The sequence below is a fragment of the Pseudomonas sp. X4 genome, assembly GCF_040784925.1.
Lineage (GTDB): Bacteria > Pseudomonadota > Gammaproteobacteria > Pseudomonadales > Pseudomonadaceae > Aquipseudomonas > Aquipseudomonas putida_Z.
Window position 1 is genome coordinate 2,229,006 of the sequence record NZ_CP160798.1, and the last position, 18,574, is coordinate 2,247,579.

The following is an 18,574-nucleotide window of genomic DNA, read 5'->3' on the forward strand; positions in this document are numbered from 1 at the left end:
TCAGCTTCAGGCCGCCAGTGGCGGCCGGCATTCAAGGCAAAAGAGCCATGCAGGAAAAACCCGCCCACCGCACCGTGGCCATGGTGCTGTTCAATGATGTGCTGTTGCTGGACGTGACCGGGCCCATGGACGCGTTTGCCATTGCTAACCGCTTCCTTCCTGCCGAGCGGAAGTACCGGCTGCTGACCCTGGCCGAAGGGCAGGCAGCGGTGCGCGGCTCCTGCGGGTTGAAAGTGGTAGCCGACCTGCGTCTGGAGGACTTGCCGGAGGCGGTCGACCTGTTGCTGGTGCCAGGCGGCCCGGGGGCCTATGACATCGCCCTGCCAGGCATCGAGCGCTGGCTGCCCCAGGCCGTGCGCCAGGCCAAACGCTTTGGTGCCATCTGCACCGGGGTATTCCTGCTGGGCCGGGCCGGGCTGCTGGGCGGCTATCGCTGCACCACCCACTGGAACTACGTGGAGCGCCTGGCACAAGCGTTCCCCGAGGCGAAGGTCGAGACCGAACAGATCTACGTGATCGACCGCTGCCTGATTACCTCGGGCGGGATCACCGCTGGCATCGACCTGGCACTGGCGGTGGTGGCCGAAGACCACGGCAAGGCGCTGGCCCTGGAAGTGGCCAAGGTGCTGCTGGTCGCCCGCCATCGCCAGGGCGGGCAGACACCCTACGGGCCACTGCTGGCGGCTGTACCGCGGGATGATTCGCCGATTGCCCGGGTGCAGGCGTATATCGTCGACCATATCGAGCAAGCCTTCACTGTGCAGAAGATGGCCGACCTGGTAGCCATGAGCGGGCGCAACTTCGCCCGCACCTTTCAACGCGAGGTGGGCATCACGCCGCTGCAATACCTGCAGAACGCACGCATCGACCGCGCGCGCAAACTGCTGGAAGGTACCGACCTGCCGTTGAAGGTAGTGGCTGCGCAGTGCGGGTTTGGCAGTGACCGGCATTTGCGCAAGGTGTTCTGCGAGCGGATTGGCATGACACCGGCGCAGTATCGGGCGCAGTTTGGTGGCAGTTGAGTATGCAGATTTCCTGTGCCGGCCTCTTCGCGGGTGAACCCGCTCCCACAGGTGTTGCGCAGGCTTGAAGACACCGCTGTACCTGTGGGAGCGGGTTCACCCGCGAAGAGGCCAGCACGACTGTCACCTGATTCAGGACAATGTGTCTTCCTCACAGCAGATTGTCTGGCACTCCCACATTCCCCAGAATTGTCCGCCAAACTGATCTAACGCTGCCCCGGCAGCTCATGGAGTACGAGCCAATGCCACACGAAGGCAGCCTTCTGCAAACCGCGGTGATCTTCCTGCTCGCCGCGGTCCTCGCCGTCCCCCTGGCCAAGCGCCTGCACCTAGGGGCCGTGCTCGGTTACCTGCTCGCCGGCGTGATCATCGGCCCGCAGGCGCTGGGCCTGATCCGCGACACCGAAAGCGTGGCGCACATTTCCGAGCTGGGCGTGGTCCTGCTGCTGTTCATCATCGGCCTCGAGCTGTCGCCCAAGCGCCTGTGGCTGATGCGCAAGTCCGTATTCGGCGTCGGTACCGCCCAGGTGCTGCTGACCGGTGCGCTGATCGGCACCATCGCCCTGTTCGGCTTCAGCCAGACGCTACCGGCGGCCATCGTGCTCGGTCTGGGCCTGGCGCTGTCGTCCACCGCCCTTGGCCTGCAGAGCCTGGCCGAAAGCAAGCAGCTCAACGCCCCGCACGGCCGCCTGGCGTTCGCCATCCTGCTGTTCCAGGACATCGCCGCCATCCCACTGATCGCATTGGTTCCGCTGCTGGCCGCCAGTGGCCCGGACACCAGTCACGGCGACAGCCTGGAGCATGGCCTGAAGGTGTTCGCCAGCATCGCCGTGGTCATCGTCGGTGGCCGCTACCTGCTGCGCCCGGTGTTCCGCACCGTGGCCCGCACCGGCCTGCCGGAAGTGTCCACCGCCACCGCGCTGCTGGTTGTGATCGGCACTGCCTGGCTGATGGAAGAAGCCGGCATTTCCATGGCCCTGGGTGCCTTCCTCGCCGGCCTGCTGCTGGCCGACTCGGAATACCGCCACGAGCTGGAATCGCAGATCGAACCGTTCAAGGGCCTGCTGCTGGGGCTGTTCTTCATCAGCGTCGGCATGGGCGCCAACCTGCGCCTGCTGCTGGAAATGCCTTTGGTGGTGCTGGGCCTGACCCTGCTGCTGGTGGCCGTGAAGCTGGTACTGCTGATCGGCGTCGGGCGCCTGGCCGGTGGCCTGAACAGCGCCAGTGCCCTGCGCCTGGGCATGGTGCTGGCTGCCGGTGGCGAATTTGCCTTCGTGGTGTTCAAGCTGGGCAAGGACCAAGGCTTGTTCGACACCCAGACCTACGACCTGCTGCTGATGACCATCACCCTGTCGATGGCCATTACCCCGCTGCTGATGATTGGCTGCGCCCACGCCCTCAAGCGCCCGCAACCGGCGCGTGAGGTGCCGGAGCATTACAAGCAGATCCAGGCTGACACGCCACGGGTGGTGATCGTCGGCATGGGCCGCATGGGCCAGATCGTCGCGCGCATCCTGCGGGCACAGAAGATTCCGTTCATTGCCCTGGAAACCTCGGTGGACACCATCGAGATGACTCGTATGTTCGAACAGGTACCCGTGTTCTACGGCGACCCACTGCGCCCCGAGGTGCTGCATGCCGCCAAGGTGGGCGAGGCGGAATACTTCATCATCACCATCGATGACCCGGAAGCCGCCATTCACACGGCGGAACGGGTGAAACGCCTGTACCCGCACCTGAAAGTGCTGGCCCGCGCGCGTAACCGCCAGCATGTGCACAAGTTGGCGGATGTCGGCGCCGAGCCGATTCGCGAGACGTTCTACTCCAGCCTGGAGATGACCCGCCGGGCATTGGTGGGGTTGGGGTTGAGCGAGGCGCAGGCGGCGGACCGGATTGCGCGGTTTACCCAGCATGACGAAGAAGTGCTGGTGGCCCAGGGGCAGGTGCGTGATGACCGGGCCAAGGTGATGCAGACGGCCAAGGAGGCCCGGGCGGAGTTGGAGCGGTTGTTTGATTCGGATGCGGATTGAGCTATCAGGCAAACACTAGCCGTACTATTTGCGGATGCTCACGGTGCGCGGCCTGCCAGAGATCATAAGCAGCCTGCTCCGCAAGATACTGGCGGGCATCACCGAGGCCCGCCAACTCAAGGCGATAAGCAAGGTCGGCTGATATGGCGGCGCGCCCGTTAAGAACGGTGGACAACTGCCCTCGCGAGTAGCCGAGGTGTCGAGCCAGCCCCGATACGCTCATGCCAATCGCAGGTAACACGTCTTCACGGAGGGACTCGCCAGGGTGGGGCGGATCGAACATAGCCATGATTTCAGCTTCCTAGTGGTAATCCAGATAATCGACAAGCTCCACGTCTGTACCAACGAAGCGGAACACCAGACGCCAATTGCCCGAGACATTCACTGCCCAAAAGCCGTCCAGCTTTCCATGCAGGGGATGAAGCCGGTTACCAGGGCGATTCATATTTGAAGGCGTCTGCGCTACTTCAAGTGAAGCGAGTAAGCGCCGCAAACGGGCAACATGATCTGCCCGCACTCCTGATGAGTCGCCTTGCTGATGAAGTAGCCTCAGGCCTTTGTGCCTGAAGCTCCGTATCATTGGAGATCAAGTGTAAGGTCACACCTTACACTTTTCAAGTTAGTATTGGGAACGTACATAGACATACTCCTGAATGATTTCCGGGTTGCCCAGTTTGTTCCTGACCACTCGCTTTGGCGCCGTCTGACGCTCCGATCTGCGCGTAAGAAATTTCCCAAAAAAGATGCCCGTCAGAGGCAAGTCGCCCACATGGCCCCTCGCGTGCCATCTCTACAAGTCGGTCTGGTGCAATCTTGGGAGAGAAGGCTTGCCCACGATTGCCAGCGCGCGGAACTAAAATGCAGACGTCTCAGCAGCCTCCTACTTACCTGCGAGTCATTTCCTACTCAGGCACACCGCCTGAAGATTTATCCTACGCACCGTGTCGAAGCCCGTCTGATTGTCCGGGGAAAGCCTGCTCTCTAGGCTTGCCGGGTCGCTGTCGGTTCAGCGATCGGGTGTGGAAACCCGGCAGGTAAATCGGAATAGCTGTTGTCATGGCAGCTGCGCGCGGGAGGCCGAATGGCCTGCCGGGGTTCCGATAGCCTGGCTTTCCACCCCGCGTGCAGCCGCCACCCTTCGCGTGGAAACGGATGGTGCCGGCCAACCTCTATCGGAGTTTGGCTATGAAAAAAATTGTCCCCAATCCACCTCTTCCCGACACCAAAGAGCGCGCTTTCAGCCGCTGCGATGCCGGCCATCCACCTTTGTTCACAGTAAACCCGGGCGTCTCTGCCCACGACGCCCTGGTGCATGTCGCCCAGTACCTGCGCGGCGCCTACGACTGTGGCTACAAAGCCCTGGAACACCTGGATGAAACCGGCAAGAGCCTGTTCTGGAGCAACCTGAATGCGCTCGAAATGGCAGAAGGATTGGTTGAGGCATTGCTGGATGGGATTGAGTCGCAGCCCATGAATTGATGTTGTCCTTGCTGGCCTCTTCGCGGGTAAACCCGCTCCCACAAGGATCACCACAGGCGCTGAAACTGTGCAGTACCTGTGGGAGCGGGTTTACCCGCGAAAGGGCCAGCGCAGCAAACAAAAAAGGCCAGCTCCCTACAGAGGAAGCCGGCCTTTTTGCATTCAACTAACGGGCTGTTACTTACCCGCAGTCAGCGCGTTGTAGCTGGTAATCAGGTTGCGATAATCCGGAATGTGGTTGGAGCACAGCGCCGCCAGCCCTTCGATGTCGTTGCGCCAGTCGCGGTGCAGCTCACAGGCCACGCCGAACCAGGTCATCATTTGCGCGCCGGCGCGGCTCATGCGGTCATGGGCAGCATCGCGGGTCATTTCGTTGAAGGTGCCGGAAGCATCGGTCACCACGAACACTTCGAACTCCTCTTCCAGGGCCGACAGCGCCGGGAACGCTACACAGACCTCAGTCACCACGCCGGCAATGATCAGCTGTTTCTTGCCAGTGGCCTTCACCGCCTTGACGAAGTCTTCATTGTCCCAGGCGTTGATCTGGCCTGGGCGGGCGATGTACGGGGCGTCCGGGAACAGGGCTTTCAGCTCTGGTACCAGCGGGCCGTTGGGGCCTTGCTCGAAGCTGGTGGTGAGGATGGTCGGCAGGTTGAAGAACTTGGCCAGGTCGGCCAGGGCCAGCACGTTGTTCTTGAACTTGTCCGGCTCGATGTCACGGACCAGGGACAGCAGGCCAGCCTGGTGGTCGACCAGCAGGACAGCGGCGTCGTCTTTGTTCAGGCGGTTGTAGGTGAATTTGCTCATGGTCTGTGCTCCTAAGGGTTATGAATTTTTCAGCATTCGGGGGTGTTTCGCGTTGATGGGCACAGATTAAAATCATCACCTTTGTGGCGGTAGATAGCAGAATTTGGCTTTAGCGTTCCGTTTTATGAACGATAGATTTGTAGGGGCTGTGCCGGCCTCTTCGCGGGTAAACCCGCTCCCACAGGGATGGCGCCGGGCTTGAGCTCTGTGCAGTACCTGTGGGAGCGGGTTTACCCGCGAAAGGGCCGGCACAGGCAACCAAGTACCTGGAGACCGATCATTGGAAGACCTCAACTCCCTCTACTACTTCACCCAGGTAGTCGAACACGGCGGCTTCGCCCCGGCTGGCCGGGCGCTGGACATGCCCAAGTCGAAGCTCAGCCGGCGCATCGCCGATCTCGAAGACCGCCTGGGCGTGCGCCTGCTGCACCGCACCAGCCGCCATTGTTCGCTCACCGAGATCGGCCAGGCCTACTACAACCGCTGCCTGGCCATGCGCGTGGAGGCCGAGGGCGCGGCGGAGATCATCGAGCGCAACCGCAGCGAACCGCGTGGCCTGGTGCGTATCAGTTGCCCGACCACCCTGCTCAATTCCTGGGTCGGGCCGATGCTGACCCGCTACATGCTCAAGTACCCGCAGGTGGAGCTGTTCATCGAGAGCACCAACCGCCGCGTCGACCTGCTGCACGAGGGCTTCGATATTGCCCTGCGGGTGCGCTTTCCGCCGCTGGAGAACACCGACATGGTGATGAAGGTACTGAGCAACAGTACCCAGTGCCTGGTCGGCCAGCCGCAGTACCTGGAGCAGTTGCCCAAGGGCTTCGACCCGCAGCTGCTCGGCACGCTGCCGAGCCTGCATTGGGGCAGTGCTCAGCGTGAGTACCAATGGGAGCTGTTCCAGGGTGAGGACAGCAGCCGCAGCATCGTCATCCCGCACACACCGCGCATGGTGACGGACGACCTGTTCGCCCTGCGCCATTTCGTGGTGGCCGGGGTGGGTATTGCGCACCTGCCGCGGGTGGCGGTGCGTGAAGACCTGGCGGCGGGGCGGCTGGTGGAGTTGTTGCCGGAATGGCACCCGCGTTGCGGCATCGTGCATGCGATCTTCCCGTCGCGGCGGGGGTTGCTGCCGTCGGTGCGGGCGCTGATCGATCATCTGGCCGAGGAGTTCGCCATCAGCGACATGGCTTGAGCCGGTTGCCGCCTGTGCCGGCCTCTTCGCGGGTAAACCCGCTCCCACAGGGTCACCACTAGCTCCAAGGCCTGTGCAGTACCTGTGAGAGCAGGTCACCACTAGCCCCAGGGCTTGTGCAGTATCTGTGAGAGCAGGTCACTACTAGCCCCAGGGCTTGTGCAGTACCTGTGAGAGCAGGTCACTACTAGCCCCAGGGCTTGTGCAGTACCTGTGAGAGCAGGTCACCACTAACCCCAGGGCTTGTGCAGTACCTGTGAGAGCAGGTCACCACTAACCCCAGGGCTTGTGCAGTACCTGTGAGAGCAGGTCACCACTAGCTCCAAGGCCTGTGCAGTACCTGTGGGAGCGGGTTTACCCGCGAAGAGGCCGGCACAGGCAAAACCAGCCAGAGCACACACATACAAGACCCCTGGCCCATCCTTCATCCACATTCCCGGATCATCCCTCCCGGAGCCCTCATGATCCGCGCCACTCACGGACCAGGCCGCGCCCTGCTCGCCACCCTCGCCCTGTGCCCGGCGCTCAGCCAGGCCGAAGAGCCCGGCTGGTCGCTGCTCAGCCGCAACTACTTCCTGCACAGCGACTTCCGCTCGCCCTCCGGCAGTGGCCAGAACTACCGCCAGGAATGGGCCCAGGGCTTCATTGGCGAAATCCGCTCCAGCTTCACCGAGGGCGCACTCGGCGTCGGCATCGATGCCCATGGTTTTCTCGGCCTCAAGCTGGACGGCGGCCGCGGCCATGCCGGCACCGGCCTGCTGCCACGCGACAGCGATGGCCGCGCCGAGTCCGACTACTCCAGCGCCGGCGCCGCACTCAAGCTGCGCCTGGGCAACACCCAACTGCGCTACGGCGAAATGACCGTGGAAACCCCGGTGTTCGACACCAGCGACAAACGCCTGCACCCGGAGTACGCCACCGGCTGGTTCCTGGACAACACCGACCTGCCCGACTGGCGCCTGCAGGCCGGGCACTTCACCGCCTTCAACAACCAGGACAACAGCTCCAGCCATGATGACTTCAGCGGCTACGGCGCTACCACCGACAACCGTGCCATCAGCCTGGCCGGCGCCGCGTTCGCACCCGACGGGCCATTTGGTGGCGCACTGTACGCAGGCCAGCTGGAGGACACCTGGCGCCAGGCCTACCTCAACCTGAACCTGGCCGAGGGCAACTGGCGCCTGGACGGCAACCTGTACAAGACCCGCGACACCGGAAATGCCAGTGCCGGGGCAATCGACACCCTCGCCTACAGCCTGCTGGCCAGGTACAGCTTCGGCGCCCAGGCGCTGAGCCTGGCCTACCAGAAGGTCGAGGGCGATACCCCGTTCGACTTCGTCGGCGGCGACTCCATCTACCTGGCCAACTCGATCAAGTACGCCGACTTCAACGGCCCCGGCGAGCGCTCGTGGCAACTGCGCTACGACCTCGACTTCGCCACCCTCGGCGCCCCCGGCCTGAGCCTGATGGGCCGCTACGTCAGCGGCCGTGGCATCGACGGCAGCCATGCCCCGGCAGGCGGCGCCTATGTGGGCCAGTACGGCGACGGCGGCAAGCACTGGGAGCGCGACATCGACCTGAAATACGTGGTGCAGTCGGGCGCCGCCAAGGACCTGAGCCTGTCGTTTTCCCACGTCAGCCACCGCGCTAACCAGGCCCAGGCCGGCGATGACATCGACCGGATCTACCTGATCATCGAATACCCACTCAAAGGCAGCTTCTGACATGAGCACGACCCCTTCAGGCGCCTGGAGCCCATTGCGCAACGCCACCTTCCGCATGCTGTGGATCGCCACCATCGCGTCCAACATCGGCACCTGGATGCATGAGGTGGGCGCCGGCTGGCTGATGACCACGCTGTCGGCCAGCCCGTTGCATGTGGCCCTGATCCAGGTAGCCGGCTCGCTACCGATGTTCTTCCTCGCCCTGCCGGCCGGCGCGGCGGCGGATATCGTCGACAAGCGCCGCTACCTGTTGCTGGTGCAACTGTGGATGTCTTCGGTGGCCGTGGTGCTGGCGGCCCTGACCCTGCTCGGGCTGATGAACGTCACCCTGCTGCTGGTGCTTACCCTGGCGCTGGGCATCGGCACGGCACTGATGATGCCGGCCTGGAGCGCGCTGACACCGGAGCTGGTGGGCAAGGACGACCTGGCCAACGCGGTGGCGCTTTCCAGTGTCGGTATCAATGTGTCGCGCGCCATCGGCCCGGCTTTGGCGGGCGTGGTGGTGAGCATGGTCGGCCCGTGGCTGACCTTCGCCCTGAATGCCATCTCGTTCGCCGGGGTGATTTTGGTGCTGTTCCTGTGGAAGCGCGAGGTGAAGGAGCCGCTGCTGCCGGCCGAGCGCTTCGTCGGCGCCATGCGCACCGGGCTGCGTTTCGCGCGCAGTGCCAAGCCCTTGCAGGCGGTGATATTGCGCGCCTTGGCATTCTTTTTCTGCGCCAGCGCCGGCACCTCGCTGCTGCCGTTGATCGTGCGTGGCGAGATGCAGGGTACCGCCGCCGATTTCGGCCTGCTGCTGGCGGCCATCGGCATCGGCGCGGTGGCCGGCGCCACCTTGCTGCCACGCCTGCGCGAACGCATCAGCCGCGACCGCCTGGTGCTGCTGGCCAGCCTGCTGTATGCCCTGTTCCTGCTAGCCCTGGCGCTGGTGCGCAACTTCTATGTGCTGCTGCCGGCAATGCTGCTCAGCGGCGCGGCGTGGATTGCCGTGCTGTCCAACCTGCAGGTGGCGGCGCAGACCTCGGTACCGGCCTGGGTACGGGCGCGGGCGCTGTCGGTGTACATCCTGATCTTCTTTGGTGCCATGGCCGGTGGCGGGTTGCTGTGGGGCACGCTGGCCAGCCATGCAACCATCACCTTGAGCCTGCTGCTGGCCGCAGGAGGCCTGGCACTGGGCACGCTGCTGACCTGCAAGGTGACGCTGCCGGAAACCGCAGCCGAGGAGCTGACGCCGTCACTGCATTGGCCGGTGCCGCTGCTGAGCGACGACATGGACAAGGAAAGCGGGCCGGTGATGGTCACCGTGGAATACCACATCGACCCGGCCAAGGCCGAGGCGTTCCAGCAGGCAGCGCGTGAGCTGGAGGCGATGCGCAAGCGCAATGGCGCGTTGTCGTGGGGGTTGATGCGCGACAGCGCGGACCCGGCGTTGTGGCTGGAGTTCTTCTTCGAGGAATCGTGGCTGGAGCATTTGAGGCATCACCACCGGGTAACCCGGGGTGAGCTGAAGATCGAGGCCAGGGTGCGGATGCTGCAGACCGATGGGGTGGAAGTGAAGATTCGGCATCTGTTGGCTGGAGCTGAGCACAAGGCTCACCATTGATGTTGGCCTCTCCGGCCCTATCGCCGGCAAGCCAGCTCCCACAAGGTCTCCACAGGTCCTGAGGGCTGTGCAGTACCTGTGGGAGCTGGCTTGCCGGCGATAGGGCCAGCACAGAAGGAACAAAAAAGGGGGCCAATAACTGGCCCCCTTTTTCACATCAGCTCAGCTTAGAAAGCAAAGCACGAACAACCCAACGCCCCCCAGAAGCCCTGGAAGTCATTCACCGGCACATTCGAATGCCGTGCCTTCTCATGGCTGTGTGCATGCACCCCGCAAGGCCCGACACACTGGTGCGCCACCGCTGCCAGCGATGGCGTGCCCACGCGCCAGTGGCCCGGCACCTTGGTCACCGGCGACCACTCCGGCAGCACCGGCACCAGGGGCGGGCCGAGCTTGTCGAATTCCGCCGCGCCATACACCACCTTGCCGTCGACCACCGTCAGCACCGACTCGATGCCCTTGATCGCCTCTTCATCGACACTGAAGAAGTCCAGCGACAGCGCCGCCAGGTCGGCCAGCTGGCCCACCTTGATCTGGCCTTTCTTGCCCTGCTCGCTGGAGAACCAGGCGCTGCCCTGGGTGAACAGCTGCAGCGCGGTGTCACGGCTGAGGCCTTCCGGGTACAGTTCCATGCCACCGACGGTCTTGCCGCTGACCAGCCAGTACAGCGAAGTCCACGGGTTGTAGCTGGACACGCGAGTGGCGTCGGTACCGGCGCCCACCGGCACGCCCATGTCGAGCATGCGCTTGATTGGCGGGGTCTGCTCGGCAGCCTTGGCACCGTAGCGGTCGACAAAATACTCACCCTGGAAGGCCATGCGGTCCTGGATGGCGATACCGCCGCCCAGCGCACGCACTCGCTCGATGTTCTGCGGGGTGATGGTTTCGGCGTGGTCGAAGAACCACGGCAGGCCATTGAACGGGATATCGCGGTTGACCTTCTCGAACACGTCGAGCATGCGCGTGATCGATTCGTTGTAGGTGGCATGCAGGCGGAACGGCCAGCGCTGTTCGACCAGGTGGCGTACCACCGGCTCCAGTTCTTGTTCCATGGTTTGCGGCAGGTCCGGGCGCGGTTCGAGGAAGTCCTCGAAGTCGGCGGCGGAGAACACCAGCATCTCGCCGGCGCCATTGTGGCGCAGGAAGTCGGTACCGCTGTGCAGCTTCACGCTGGAGGTCCACTTGCGGAAGTCGTCCAGCTCTTCCTTGGGCTTCTGGGTGAACAGGTTGTAGGCAATGCGCACGGTCAGCTGGTTGTTGTCGGCCAGCTCCTGGATCACCTGATAGTCGTCCGGGTAGTTCTGGTAGCCACCACCGGCATCGATGGCGCTGGTCAGGCCCAGGCGGTTGAGCTCGCGCATGAACTGGCGGGTGGAGTTGACCTGGTATTCCAGCGGCAGCTTCGGCCCCTTGGCCAGGGTGGCGTAGAGGATCATCGCGTTGGGGCGGGCGATGAGCATGCCGGTCGGGTTGCCGAACTTGTCACGCTGGATCTCGCCGCCCGGCGGGTTGGGCGTGTCCTTGGTGTAGCCGACGGCCTTGAGCGCGGCGCGGTTGAGCAGTGCGCGGTCATACAGGTGCAGCAGGAATACCGGGGTGTCAGGTGCGGCCTGGTTGATTTCTTCCAGGGTGGGCATGCGTTTTTCGGCGAACTGGAACTCGTTCCAGCCACCGACCACGCGCACCCACTGCGGGGTCGGCGTACGCGCAGCCTGGTCCTTGAGCATGCGCAGGGCATCGGCCACCGAAGGCACGCCTTCCCAGCGCAGCTCCAGGTTGTAGTTCAGGCCACCACGGATCAGGTGCAGGTGCGAGTCGTTCAGGCCAGGGATGACCGTACGCTGCTTGAGGTCGATGATCTGCGTGGTGGCGCCCTTGTGGGCCATGGCTTCGGCGTCGTTGCCCACGGCGATGAAACGGCCATCCTTGATGGCGACAGCGGTCGCGGTGGGCTTTTCACGATCAACGGTGTGCAGTTTGCCGTTGAACAGAATCAGGTCGGCGGTCATGGAACCTCCTTGGGTGGATGCGTGAGCGGAACCGGCGGAACCGGTAAAAGGCAATGCGGACCAGAGCGCGCCGGCGGCACCGAGCACGGTACTGGTGGCGAGGAACTGGCGACGGGTCTTGTCGTTGCGGTCCTGGGACATGGGGTTCTCCGTCTGGTGCGGCAGCGGGCAGGCGCAACTGCGGAGCATGCCGGTTGGTGTAGGGGCAAGGCTTGGATGGATGTGCGGTGGGTTGTTGAAGGTTAGCCCTGTTCAGCATTTGTGCTGCCTGGGCTGGCCTCTTCGCGGGTGAACCCGCTCCCACAGGGACACCACCGGCCTTGAAGACTGTGGTATCCCCTGTGGGAGCGGGCGCGCCCGCGAATGCCCCAGCACAGTTACTTCTGAAGGAACGCCAGCAAGTCTTGGTTGAGTTGCTGTGCATGGGTCACCGCAAACCCGTGCGGCGCCCCCGCGTACACCTTCAGCTCAGCCCCGCGAATCAGCTCCGCCGCCCGCTTGCCGGTGCTCTCGAACGGCACGATCTGGTCGTCGTCACCGTGGATCACCAGGGTTGGCACATCGATCTTGGCCATATCCGGGCGGAAGTCGGTTTCGGAGAACGCGGTCACGCAATCCAGGGTGCCCTTGATCGATGCCATCAGCGCAATGTTCAGGGTCTGGGTCTGCACACCCTGGGACACCTGCTGCCCATGGTTGATGCCATAGAATGGCGCGGCGAAATCGGCGATGAACTGCGCCCGGTCGGCACGCAGGCCGGCGCGGATACCCTCGAACACCGACAGGTCGACACCTTCAGGGTTGTCGTCACGCTTGCCGAACACCGGCGTCACCGCGCCCAGCAGCACCAGCCCGGCCACCCGCTCGCTGCCGTGGCGGGCGATGTAGCGGCTGACGTCGCCGCCACCCATCGAGAAGCCCACCAAGGTCACGTCGCGCAGGTCGAGGTGTTCGATCAGCTGGGCGATGTCATCGGCGAAGGTGTCGTAGTCGTAGCCATTCCATGGCTGGCTCGAACGGCCGAAACCACGGCGGTCGAAGGCGATGGCGCGGTAGCCGCGGCTGGCCAGGAATTCCATCTGCGAATCCCACATGTCGGCATCCAGTGGCCAGCCGTGGCTGAACAGCACAGGTTTGCCGCTGCCCCAGTCCTTGAAGTAGATCGAAGTGCCATCGCGGGTAACGAACGTGCTCATGTCGGTATCTCCTTGAAAATGTCGAGGTAAAGGCCTGGCTCAGCCACGCAGCCAGTTGGCGCAGCGGCGGGTTACCCAAGGCATGATGTAGAACACCACGGGCAGGATGACGAACAGGTTGACGATCAGGTTGCTGGTGATCGCGCCACCCAGCTGCGGGAAGCGTGCGAACAGCGGCGCCAGCAGTTGTGGAATGATCATGGTCATCGGGCAGATCACCAGGTAGGTCAGCAGCGCCTGCTTCCAGCGCGGCGGTTGCGCTGCGGTGGTGCTCGGCGGGGTGAACCAGAATTCCGGGTCGTCGTGCACCTGGGTATGGTCACCGCCCTCGAGCAGCGGCAGTACTTCGCTGACCAGTGTCTGGCGCTCGGCCGAGTTGACCCAGGCTTGCAGCAGGCTGGCATCGGCGAAGCGCACCACGGTGGTGAAATGCAGCCCGCCGTCGTCAGGGCGGATGACGTTGACGTCCAGGTGCCCCGGCTGGCGGCGCGCGGTGCTGACCGTGCGCTTGAGCCATGCTTCGTAGGCCGCCAGCGAAGTGGCGCGAACCTTGTGCTGGATGACCAGGGTCACAACGTTGCGGTTGTCTTGGGGTGTGGTGTTCATCGGCGTTCCTTGGGATGAGCTTGCCCGCATCCACTGTGCAACGGCGGACGGGCGCTGGATTGGACAGGTGTGCTGCCTTGGCGGGCACCGGCTGGCGGTGCCCGTGCATGTGGAGAAGATTAAAACCATGACCTTTCTGGCGGTAGATAGCGGTTTTTGGCTCTAGCGTTCTGTTTTATGAACGATGGTTTTGCATGGGCTCGACCGGCCCTTTCGCGGCTAAAGCCGCTCCCACAGGGATTGCGCTGGATTTGAATCGTGCGCAGTACCTGTGGGAGCGGCTTTAGCCGCGAATAAGCCGGCACAGGCCCCATTGCCTGCCCGGCCAACCTGCTCTATTACTACCCACAGCCCTCCCCTCACCCGAGACCACCATGCTGGCGTTCATCCAGTCATACCCGTTGTTGCTCGGCACCGCCCTGATCCTGCTCGACCTCGTGCTCTGGCAACTGATCCCTCTCCAGCACCGGGCCTGGCGCATCGGCGCGCGGCTGGTGCTGTTCCTGCTGTTCAGCTCGGTGCTGGTGGCTGCCGGCATGAGCCCGCTGCAACCACCACCCTGGCCCGATGATGTCTCGCGCAACCTGATCGCCACGGTACTGGCGATCGGCTGGTGGCTGTTCGGCGCACGCACGGTGACGGTGGTGTTCGGCCTGTTGCTGGTGGCCCGCGGCAGCCATGGCGGGCGTTTGCTGCAGGATGTGCTGGGGGCGCTGATCTTCCTGGCTGCCGTGGTCGCTGCCGCAGGCTATGTGTTGCAGTTGCCGGTCAAGGGCCTGCTGGCCACGTCGGGGGTAATGGCCATCGTCATCGGCCTGGCGCTGCAGAGCACACTGGCCGACGTGTTCAGTGGCATCATCCTGAACACCACGCGGCCGTATCAGATTGGCGACTCGATCTCCATCGACAGCACCGAAGGCAAGGTGCTGGAAATCGACTGGCGTGCCACCCGCCTGCTCACCAGCACCGGCAGCCTGGCGGTAATCCCCAACTCGGTGGCGGCCAAGGCCCGGCTGCTCAACCACAGCCGCCCTGCCGATGTGCACGGGGTGTCGGTCAACGTGGTGGTACCGGCCAAGGTGCGGCCCAAACGGGTGTTCGATGCTCTGGAAAAAGCCTTGCAAGGCGTCAGTGCCATCCTGGCTACACCAAGACCAAAGGTGACGGTGAAAGCCTCGACGCTGGAATCAGTGGAGTACGAAGCCAGTGGCTTCGTGGCCGACGCGGGCGCCAAGGGCGACGCGCGCAACCAGCTGTTCGACCTGGCCCACCGGCACCTGGAGGCCAGTGGGGTGATGTGGAACACCGACCTGGCCATGCCACCACGCAGCCGCCAGCGCGAGGTGCTGGACGAGGTGCGGGTGTTCCGCTCGCTGAGCGCGGAAGAGCGCGATGCGCTTAGCCAGCGCATGACGGCGGTGGAATACCTGGCCGACCAGGTAATCCTGGGCGTGGGCGAGCATTCCGATCATTTGCTGGTGATTGGCAGCGGGGTGGTTTCGGCGTCGATCCGCGATGGCGACAAGCTGGTCGAGGCCGGGCGCATGGGGCCGGGCGAGGTGCTGGGGATCGAAGGAATCATCGACGAAGAGGAATCGCTGGCCGAGTTCCGCACGCTGACCGGTTGCGTGCTGTATCGGATCGACAAGGAACAGGTGAAGAGCTGCCTGGTGCAACGCGGCGATGTGCAAACGGCCTTGAGCAAGTTGCAACGGTTTCGGCGGCAGAGCCGGGAGTCGTTGTTGCTGCAGAAGCCGGTTTCGATCAAGAAGGGCGGCTTTCTCAGCTGGTTGCACAAGTAAGCCTGTGCCGGCCTCTTCGCGGGCGCGCCCGCTCCCACATGTCCACCACAGCACTCACTGTGGGAGCGGGCATGCCCGCGAAGAGGCCTGTATTTACAACACAACTCTCAAGCATTGCCCCGCGTGGTAAAGCGAGAACCCGGACTCGTAGAACGCAGTGCGCAGCGAGGGCGCACTCACGCCCTTCATCGGCGAAAACGGAATCGGCAGACTGCCCGCCTCCCCCTTCAGCAGGAACTCGGCAAACGCCCGGCCAATCACGGTCCCGGTAGTATTGCCCCGCCCGTTGTAGCCGGTCACCGCCACCAGCCCCGGCGCCGGTTCGAACAGGCGCATCAGGTGGTCTGGGGTGAAGTCGATGCAACCGGTCCAGTGCATTTCCCAATCGACCTTGCCCAGCTCCGGGTAATAGTGGCTCTGGATGCGGTCGGCCCAGCTGCGCACGAACCAGGCCGGCTTGTTGTCGACCCGGCCCAGGCTGCCGAGCAGCAGGCGGCCCTGGTCGTCGCGACGGATGCTGCTGAGCACGGTGCGGGTGTCCCACGAGCCTTGGCCATGTGGCAGCACCTTGTCGGCTGCAGCGCCCTGCAACGGCTTGGACGCCACCTGGTAGTAGTAACCACGGAAAAACTGCTTCTGCAGGTTGCTCCAGTCGCCTTCGGTGTAGGCGCCGGTGGAAATCACCACCTTGTCGGCGCGCACCGAACCACGTGCGGTCTTCACCCGCCAGGCATCGCCGTCACGCTCCAGGCCTTCGACCGAAGACTGCTGGAACAGCTTGCCACCCAGGCGTGCCACCGCTGCGGCCAGGCCCTGGGTGTAGCCCATGGGGTTGATGGTGCCGGCGCGGCGGTCGAGCAGCGCGGCGGAAATCTTGTCGGTGCCGCAGTATTCCTGGCATTGGGCGCCGGTCAGCAGCTCCACATCGGCACCACGGCGGCGCCATTGTTCGTGGCGGGCCTCGAGGTCGGCGATACCGGTGGCGTTGTGCGCCATGTGCAGCGTGCCTTTGTGCTGGGCCTGGCAGTCGATGCCAAGGCGTTCGATCATGGCGAACACTTCGGCCGGGGCTTCGCCGAGCACCTTGTTCAGGCGGCTGCCCTGCTGCAAGCCGAGGGTGGCCTCGACATCGTCGGGGCGGATCCAGGTACCGGCGTTGACCAGGCCGACGTTGCGCCCGGAGCCACCGTGACCGATCTTCCAGGCCTCCAGCAGGATCACCGACTTGCCCTGTTCGAGCAGGTGGATGGCCGCCGACAGGCCGGTAATGCCGCCACCGATCACGCAGACATCGGCCTTGTGCTCACCGGCCAAGGCCTGGGCGGCGACGGTCGGTTTGCTGACGAATTCCCACAAGCATTCTTGACGCAGTTCGGACATGGCCCGGCTCCAGCAATTTGTTCTTGTTGGGGCTGCTTTGCAGCCCATCGCCGGCAAGCCAGCTCCCACAGATTACGATCCCTGTGGGAGCTGGCTTGCCGGCGAAACGGGGGCAAAGCCCCCGCCTGCGGACATCAGTCGAACACGATACCCTGCGCCAACGGCAGTTCGCGCGAGTAGTTCACGGTGTTGGTCTGGCGACGCATGTAGCCTTTCCAGGCATCCGAACCGGACTCACGGCCACCGCCAGTCTCCTTCTCGCCACCGAACGCACCGCCGATCTCGGCGCCGCTGGTGCCGATGTTGACGTTGGCGATGCCGCAGTCGCTGCCCGAGGCGCTCTGGAAGCGTTCGGCCTCACGGATGTCGGTGGTGAAGATGCACGACGACAGGCCTTGTGGCACTTCGTTGTTCAGGCGCAGGGCCTCTTCGAAGTCGTCGTAGGCCAGCACGTACAGGATCGGGGCGAAGGTTTCGTGGCGCACCACGTCGCTCTGCGCCGGCATTTCGGCGATGGCAGGCGATACGTAGTAGGCGTTCGGGTACTGGTCGGCCAGCTGACGCTCGCCACCAAATACCTGGCCACCTTCGTCGCGGGCCTTGGCCAGCGCGCCCTGCATGGCGTCGAACGACTGCTTGTCGATCAGCGGGCCCACCAGGTTGTCCTTGCGTGGGTCACCGATGCGCACCTTGCCGTAGGCGGCTTTGACACGGGCAACCACTTCGTCCTTGATCGAACGGTGCACGATCAGGCGGCGCAGGGTGGTGCAACGCTGGCCGGCGGTGCCGACTGCGGAGAACAGGATGCCACGCACGGCCAGGTCGAGGTCGGCGCTCGGGGCCAGGATCATGGCGTTGTTGCCGCCCAGTTCGAGGATGCTGCGGCCGAAGCGGGCAGCCACACGTGGGCCGACTTCGCGCCCCATGCGGGTGCTGCCGGTGGCGCTGACCAGCGGTACGCGCGGGTCGTCGACCATGGCTTCGCCGGCTTCACGGCCGCCGATCACCAGTTGTGCCAGGCCAGCCGGGGCATCACCGAAGGCTTTCAGTGCTTTTTCGAACAGCGCCTGGCAGGCCAGGGCGGTCAGCGGGGTCTTCTCGGACGGTTTCCATACCACCGAGTTACCGGCGACCAGGGCCAGGGCGGTGTTCCAGGCCCAGACTGCGACCGGGAAGTTGAAGGCGCTGATCACGCCGACCACGCCCAGCGGGTGCCAGGTTTCACGCATGTGGTGGCCAGGGCGCTCGGAAGCGATGGTCAGGCCGTACAGCTGGCGCGACAGGCCAACGGCGAAGTCGCAGATGTCGATCATTTCCTGCACTTCGCCCAGGCCTTCCTGGGTGATCTTGCCGGCTTCGATCGAAACCAGCTCGCCGAGGTCGGCCTTGTGCTCACGCAGCACTTCGCCGAACAGGCGCACCAGCTCGCCACGGCGCGGGGCCGGCACGCTGCGCCAGGCTTCGAAGGCGCTCTGGGCCTGATCGATGCGGGCGATGGTCTCGGCCTTGCCGAGCAGTTTCACCGAGGCGATCTGGCTGCCGTCGATCGGCGTGTGAACAGGGTAGTCGCCCTGGGTGTAAGCCTCGGCAGCAACGCCAAGGCGCTCGAGCAGTCCAGCAACCATTTGTGCATCTCCTACATCGGGTGATGGGGTGGAAAAATGATGTGGATCAGTATTAATCCGATCACACCGGTGCAACAAACGACCTTTATTCCGCATATCATT

General features: G+C 64.0%; 15 protein-coding genes. 7 read left to right on the top strand and 8 right to left on the bottom strand.

What is annotated here, in order from left to right; genetic code table 11:
* The first annotated feature begins 47 nt into the window (after nucleotides 1–47).
* Entirely contained in the window at nucleotides 48–1,022 is a 975-nt protein-coding gene (locus tag ABX298_RS09790) for a GlxA family transcriptional regulator (RefSeq protein WP_085588763.1), read from the top strand.
* A 242-nt stretch (nucleotides 1,023–1,264) separates the two neighbouring features.
* Complete coding sequence (locus ABX298_RS09795) at nucleotides 1,265–3,052, top strand: monovalent cation:proton antiporter-2 (CPA2) family protein (protein WP_367394353.1); 1,788 nt, start codon at nucleotides 1,265–1,267, stop codon at nucleotides 3,050–3,052.
* A gap of 4 nt (nucleotides 3,053–3,056) precedes the next feature.
* Here ABX298_RS09795 and ABX298_RS09800 read toward each other — a convergent pair whose 3' ends face one another.
* A complete protein-coding gene (locus ABX298_RS09800; protein ID WP_081742330.1) occupies nucleotides 3,057–3,341 on the bottom strand; it encodes a HigA family addiction module antitoxin in 285 nt (94 codons plus the stop codon).
* 12 nt (nucleotides 3,342–3,353) lie between these two features.
* Nucleotides 3,354–3,632: a type II toxin-antitoxin system RelE/ParE family toxin gene (locus ABX298_RS09805; RefSeq protein WP_081742331.1), complete on the bottom strand. Its 279-nt coding sequence runs from the start codon at nucleotides 3,630–3,632 to the stop codon at nucleotides 3,354–3,356.
* Between the two features lie 605 nt (nucleotides 3,633–4,237).
* Between ABX298_RS09805 and ABX298_RS09810 the strand changes: the two genes are divergently transcribed.
* Nucleotides 4,238–4,531 (top strand): hypothetical protein, encoded by a 294-nt coding sequence (locus ABX298_RS09810; protein WP_015272306.1) that lies wholly within the window; start codon nucleotides 4,238–4,240, stop codon nucleotides 4,529–4,531.
* Nucleotides 4,532–4,708: 177 nt separating this feature from the next.
* Here the strand turns inward: ABX298_RS09810 and ycaC are convergent, their stop codons facing one another.
* A complete protein-coding gene (ycaC, locus tag ABX298_RS09815; RefSeq protein ID WP_013974760.1) occupies nucleotides 4,709–5,338 on the bottom strand; it encodes an isochorismate family cysteine hydrolase YcaC in 630 nt (209 codons plus the stop codon).
* Nucleotides 5,339–5,618: 280 nt separating this feature from the next.
* On the opposite strand from ycaC, the gene ABX298_RS09820 reads away from it, so the two are divergent.
* The 3 genes from ABX298_RS09820 to ABX298_RS09830 all read left to right on the top strand — a co-directional run bounded on the left by ABX298_RS09820 (nucleotide 5,619) and on the right by ABX298_RS09830 (nucleotide 9,854).
* On the top strand, nucleotides 5,619–6,530 hold the full coding sequence (locus ABX298_RS09820) for a LysR substrate-binding domain-containing protein (RefSeq protein WP_075046740.1): 912 nt from the start codon (nucleotides 5,619–5,621) through the stop codon (nucleotides 6,528–6,530).
* Between the two features lie 461 nt (nucleotides 6,531–6,991).
* The gene (locus ABX298_RS09825) at nucleotides 6,992–8,254 is read left to right on the top strand and encodes an OprD family porin (protein ID WP_367394354.1); all 1,263 of its coding nucleotides are present in this window, start codon (nucleotides 6,992–6,994) and stop codon (nucleotides 8,252–8,254) included.
* A gap of 1 nt (nucleotide 8,255) precedes the next feature.
* On the top strand, nucleotides 8,256–9,854 hold the full coding sequence (locus tag ABX298_RS09830) for an MFS transporter (protein ID WP_085691495.1): 1,599 nt from the start codon (nucleotides 8,256–8,258) through the stop codon (nucleotides 9,852–9,854).
* Between the two features lie 167 nt (nucleotides 9,855–10,021).
* Here ABX298_RS09830 and ABX298_RS09835 read toward each other — a convergent pair whose 3' ends face one another.
* From ABX298_RS09835 to ABX298_RS09845, 3 genes are all read right to left on the bottom strand, one after another.
* Nucleotides 10,022–11,863, bottom strand: a complete 1,842-nt coding sequence (locus ABX298_RS09835) for an amidohydrolase (RefSeq protein WP_367394477.1) — start codon at nucleotides 11,861–11,863, stop codon at nucleotides 10,022–10,024.
* 377 nt (nucleotides 11,864–12,240) lie between these two features.
* On the bottom strand, nucleotides 12,241–13,059 hold the full coding sequence (locus tag ABX298_RS09840) for an alpha/beta hydrolase (protein WP_317408880.1): 819 nt from the start codon (nucleotides 13,057–13,059) through the stop codon (nucleotides 12,241–12,243).
* A gap of 39 nt (nucleotides 13,060–13,098) precedes the next feature.
* Entirely contained in the window at nucleotides 13,099–13,665 is a 567-nt protein-coding gene (locus ABX298_RS09845) for an antibiotic biosynthesis monooxygenase (protein WP_286100760.1), read from the bottom strand.
* A 374-nt stretch (nucleotides 13,666–14,039) separates the two neighbouring features.
* Here ABX298_RS09845 and ABX298_RS09850 point away from each other — a divergent pair, with 374 nt between their 5' ends.
* Complete coding sequence (locus ABX298_RS09850) at nucleotides 14,040–15,467, top strand: mechanosensitive ion channel family protein (RefSeq protein ID WP_286100761.1); 1,428 nt, start codon at nucleotides 14,040–14,042, stop codon at nucleotides 15,465–15,467.
* A gap of 93 nt (nucleotides 15,468–15,560) precedes the next feature.
* On the opposite strand, the gene ABX298_RS09855 is transcribed toward ABX298_RS09850, so the two are convergent.
* A complete protein-coding gene (locus ABX298_RS09855; RefSeq protein ID WP_286100762.1) occupies nucleotides 15,561–16,847 on the bottom strand; it encodes an FAD-binding oxidoreductase in 1,287 nt (428 codons plus the stop codon).
* A gap of 134 nt (nucleotides 16,848–16,981) precedes the next feature.
* Entirely contained in the window at nucleotides 16,982–18,472 is a 1,491-nt protein-coding gene (locus ABX298_RS09860) for an aldehyde dehydrogenase family protein (RefSeq protein WP_003253547.1), read from the bottom strand.
* Nucleotides 18,473–18,574 lie beyond the last annotated feature (102 nt).

Bases quoted from the DNA above. Each gene is read 5' to 3' on its own strand.
- ABX298_RS09835 (WP_367394477.1), bottom strand. From the start codon at position 11,863: ATGACCGCCGACCTGATTCTGTTCAACGGCAAACTGCACACCGTTGAT.
- ABX298_RS09850 (WP_286100761.1), top strand. From the start codon at position 14,040: ATGCTGGCGTTCATCCAGTCATACCCGTTGTTGCTCGGCACCGCCCTG.
- ABX298_RS09855 (WP_286100762.1), bottom strand. From the start codon at position 16,847: ATGTCCGAACTGCGTCAAGAATGCTTGTGGGAATTCGTCAGCAAACCG.
- ABX298_RS09795 (WP_367394353.1), top strand. From the start codon at position 1,265: ATGCCACACGAAGGCAGCCTTCTGCAAACCGCGGTGATCTTCCTGCTC.
- ABX298_RS09805 (WP_081742331.1), bottom strand. From the start codon at position 3,632: ATGATACGGAGCTTCAGGCACAAAGGCCTGAGGCTACTTCATCAGCAA.
- ABX298_RS09790 (WP_085588763.1), top strand. From the start codon at position 48: ATGCAGGAAAAACCCGCCCACCGCACCGTGGCCATGGTGCTGTTCAAT.
- ABX298_RS09825 (WP_367394354.1), top strand. From the start codon at position 6,992: ATGATCCGCGCCACTCACGGACCAGGCCGCGCCCTGCTCGCCACCCTC.
- ycaC (WP_013974760.1), bottom strand. From the start codon at position 5,338: ATGAGCAAATTCACCTACAACCGCCTGAACAAAGACGACGCCGCTGTC.
- ABX298_RS09845 (WP_286100760.1), bottom strand. From the start codon at position 13,665: ATGAACACCACACCCCAAGACAACCGCAACGTTGTGACCCTGGTCATC.
- ABX298_RS09860 (WP_003253547.1), bottom strand. From the start codon at position 18,472: ATGGTTGCTGGACTGCTCGAGCGCCTTGGCGTTGCTGCCGAGGCTTAC.
- ABX298_RS09800 (WP_081742330.1), bottom strand. From the start codon at position 3,341: ATGGCTATGTTCGATCCGCCCCACCCTGGCGAGTCCCTCCGTGAAGAC.
- ABX298_RS09830 (WP_085691495.1), top strand. From the start codon at position 8,256: ATGAGCACGACCCCTTCAGGCGCCTGGAGCCCATTGCGCAACGCCACC.
- ABX298_RS09840 (WP_317408880.1), bottom strand. From the start codon at position 13,059: ATGAGCACGTTCGTTACCCGCGATGGCACTTCGATCTACTTCAAGGAC.
- ABX298_RS09810 (WP_015272306.1), top strand. From the start codon at position 4,238: ATGAAAAAAATTGTCCCCAATCCACCTCTTCCCGACACCAAAGAGCGC.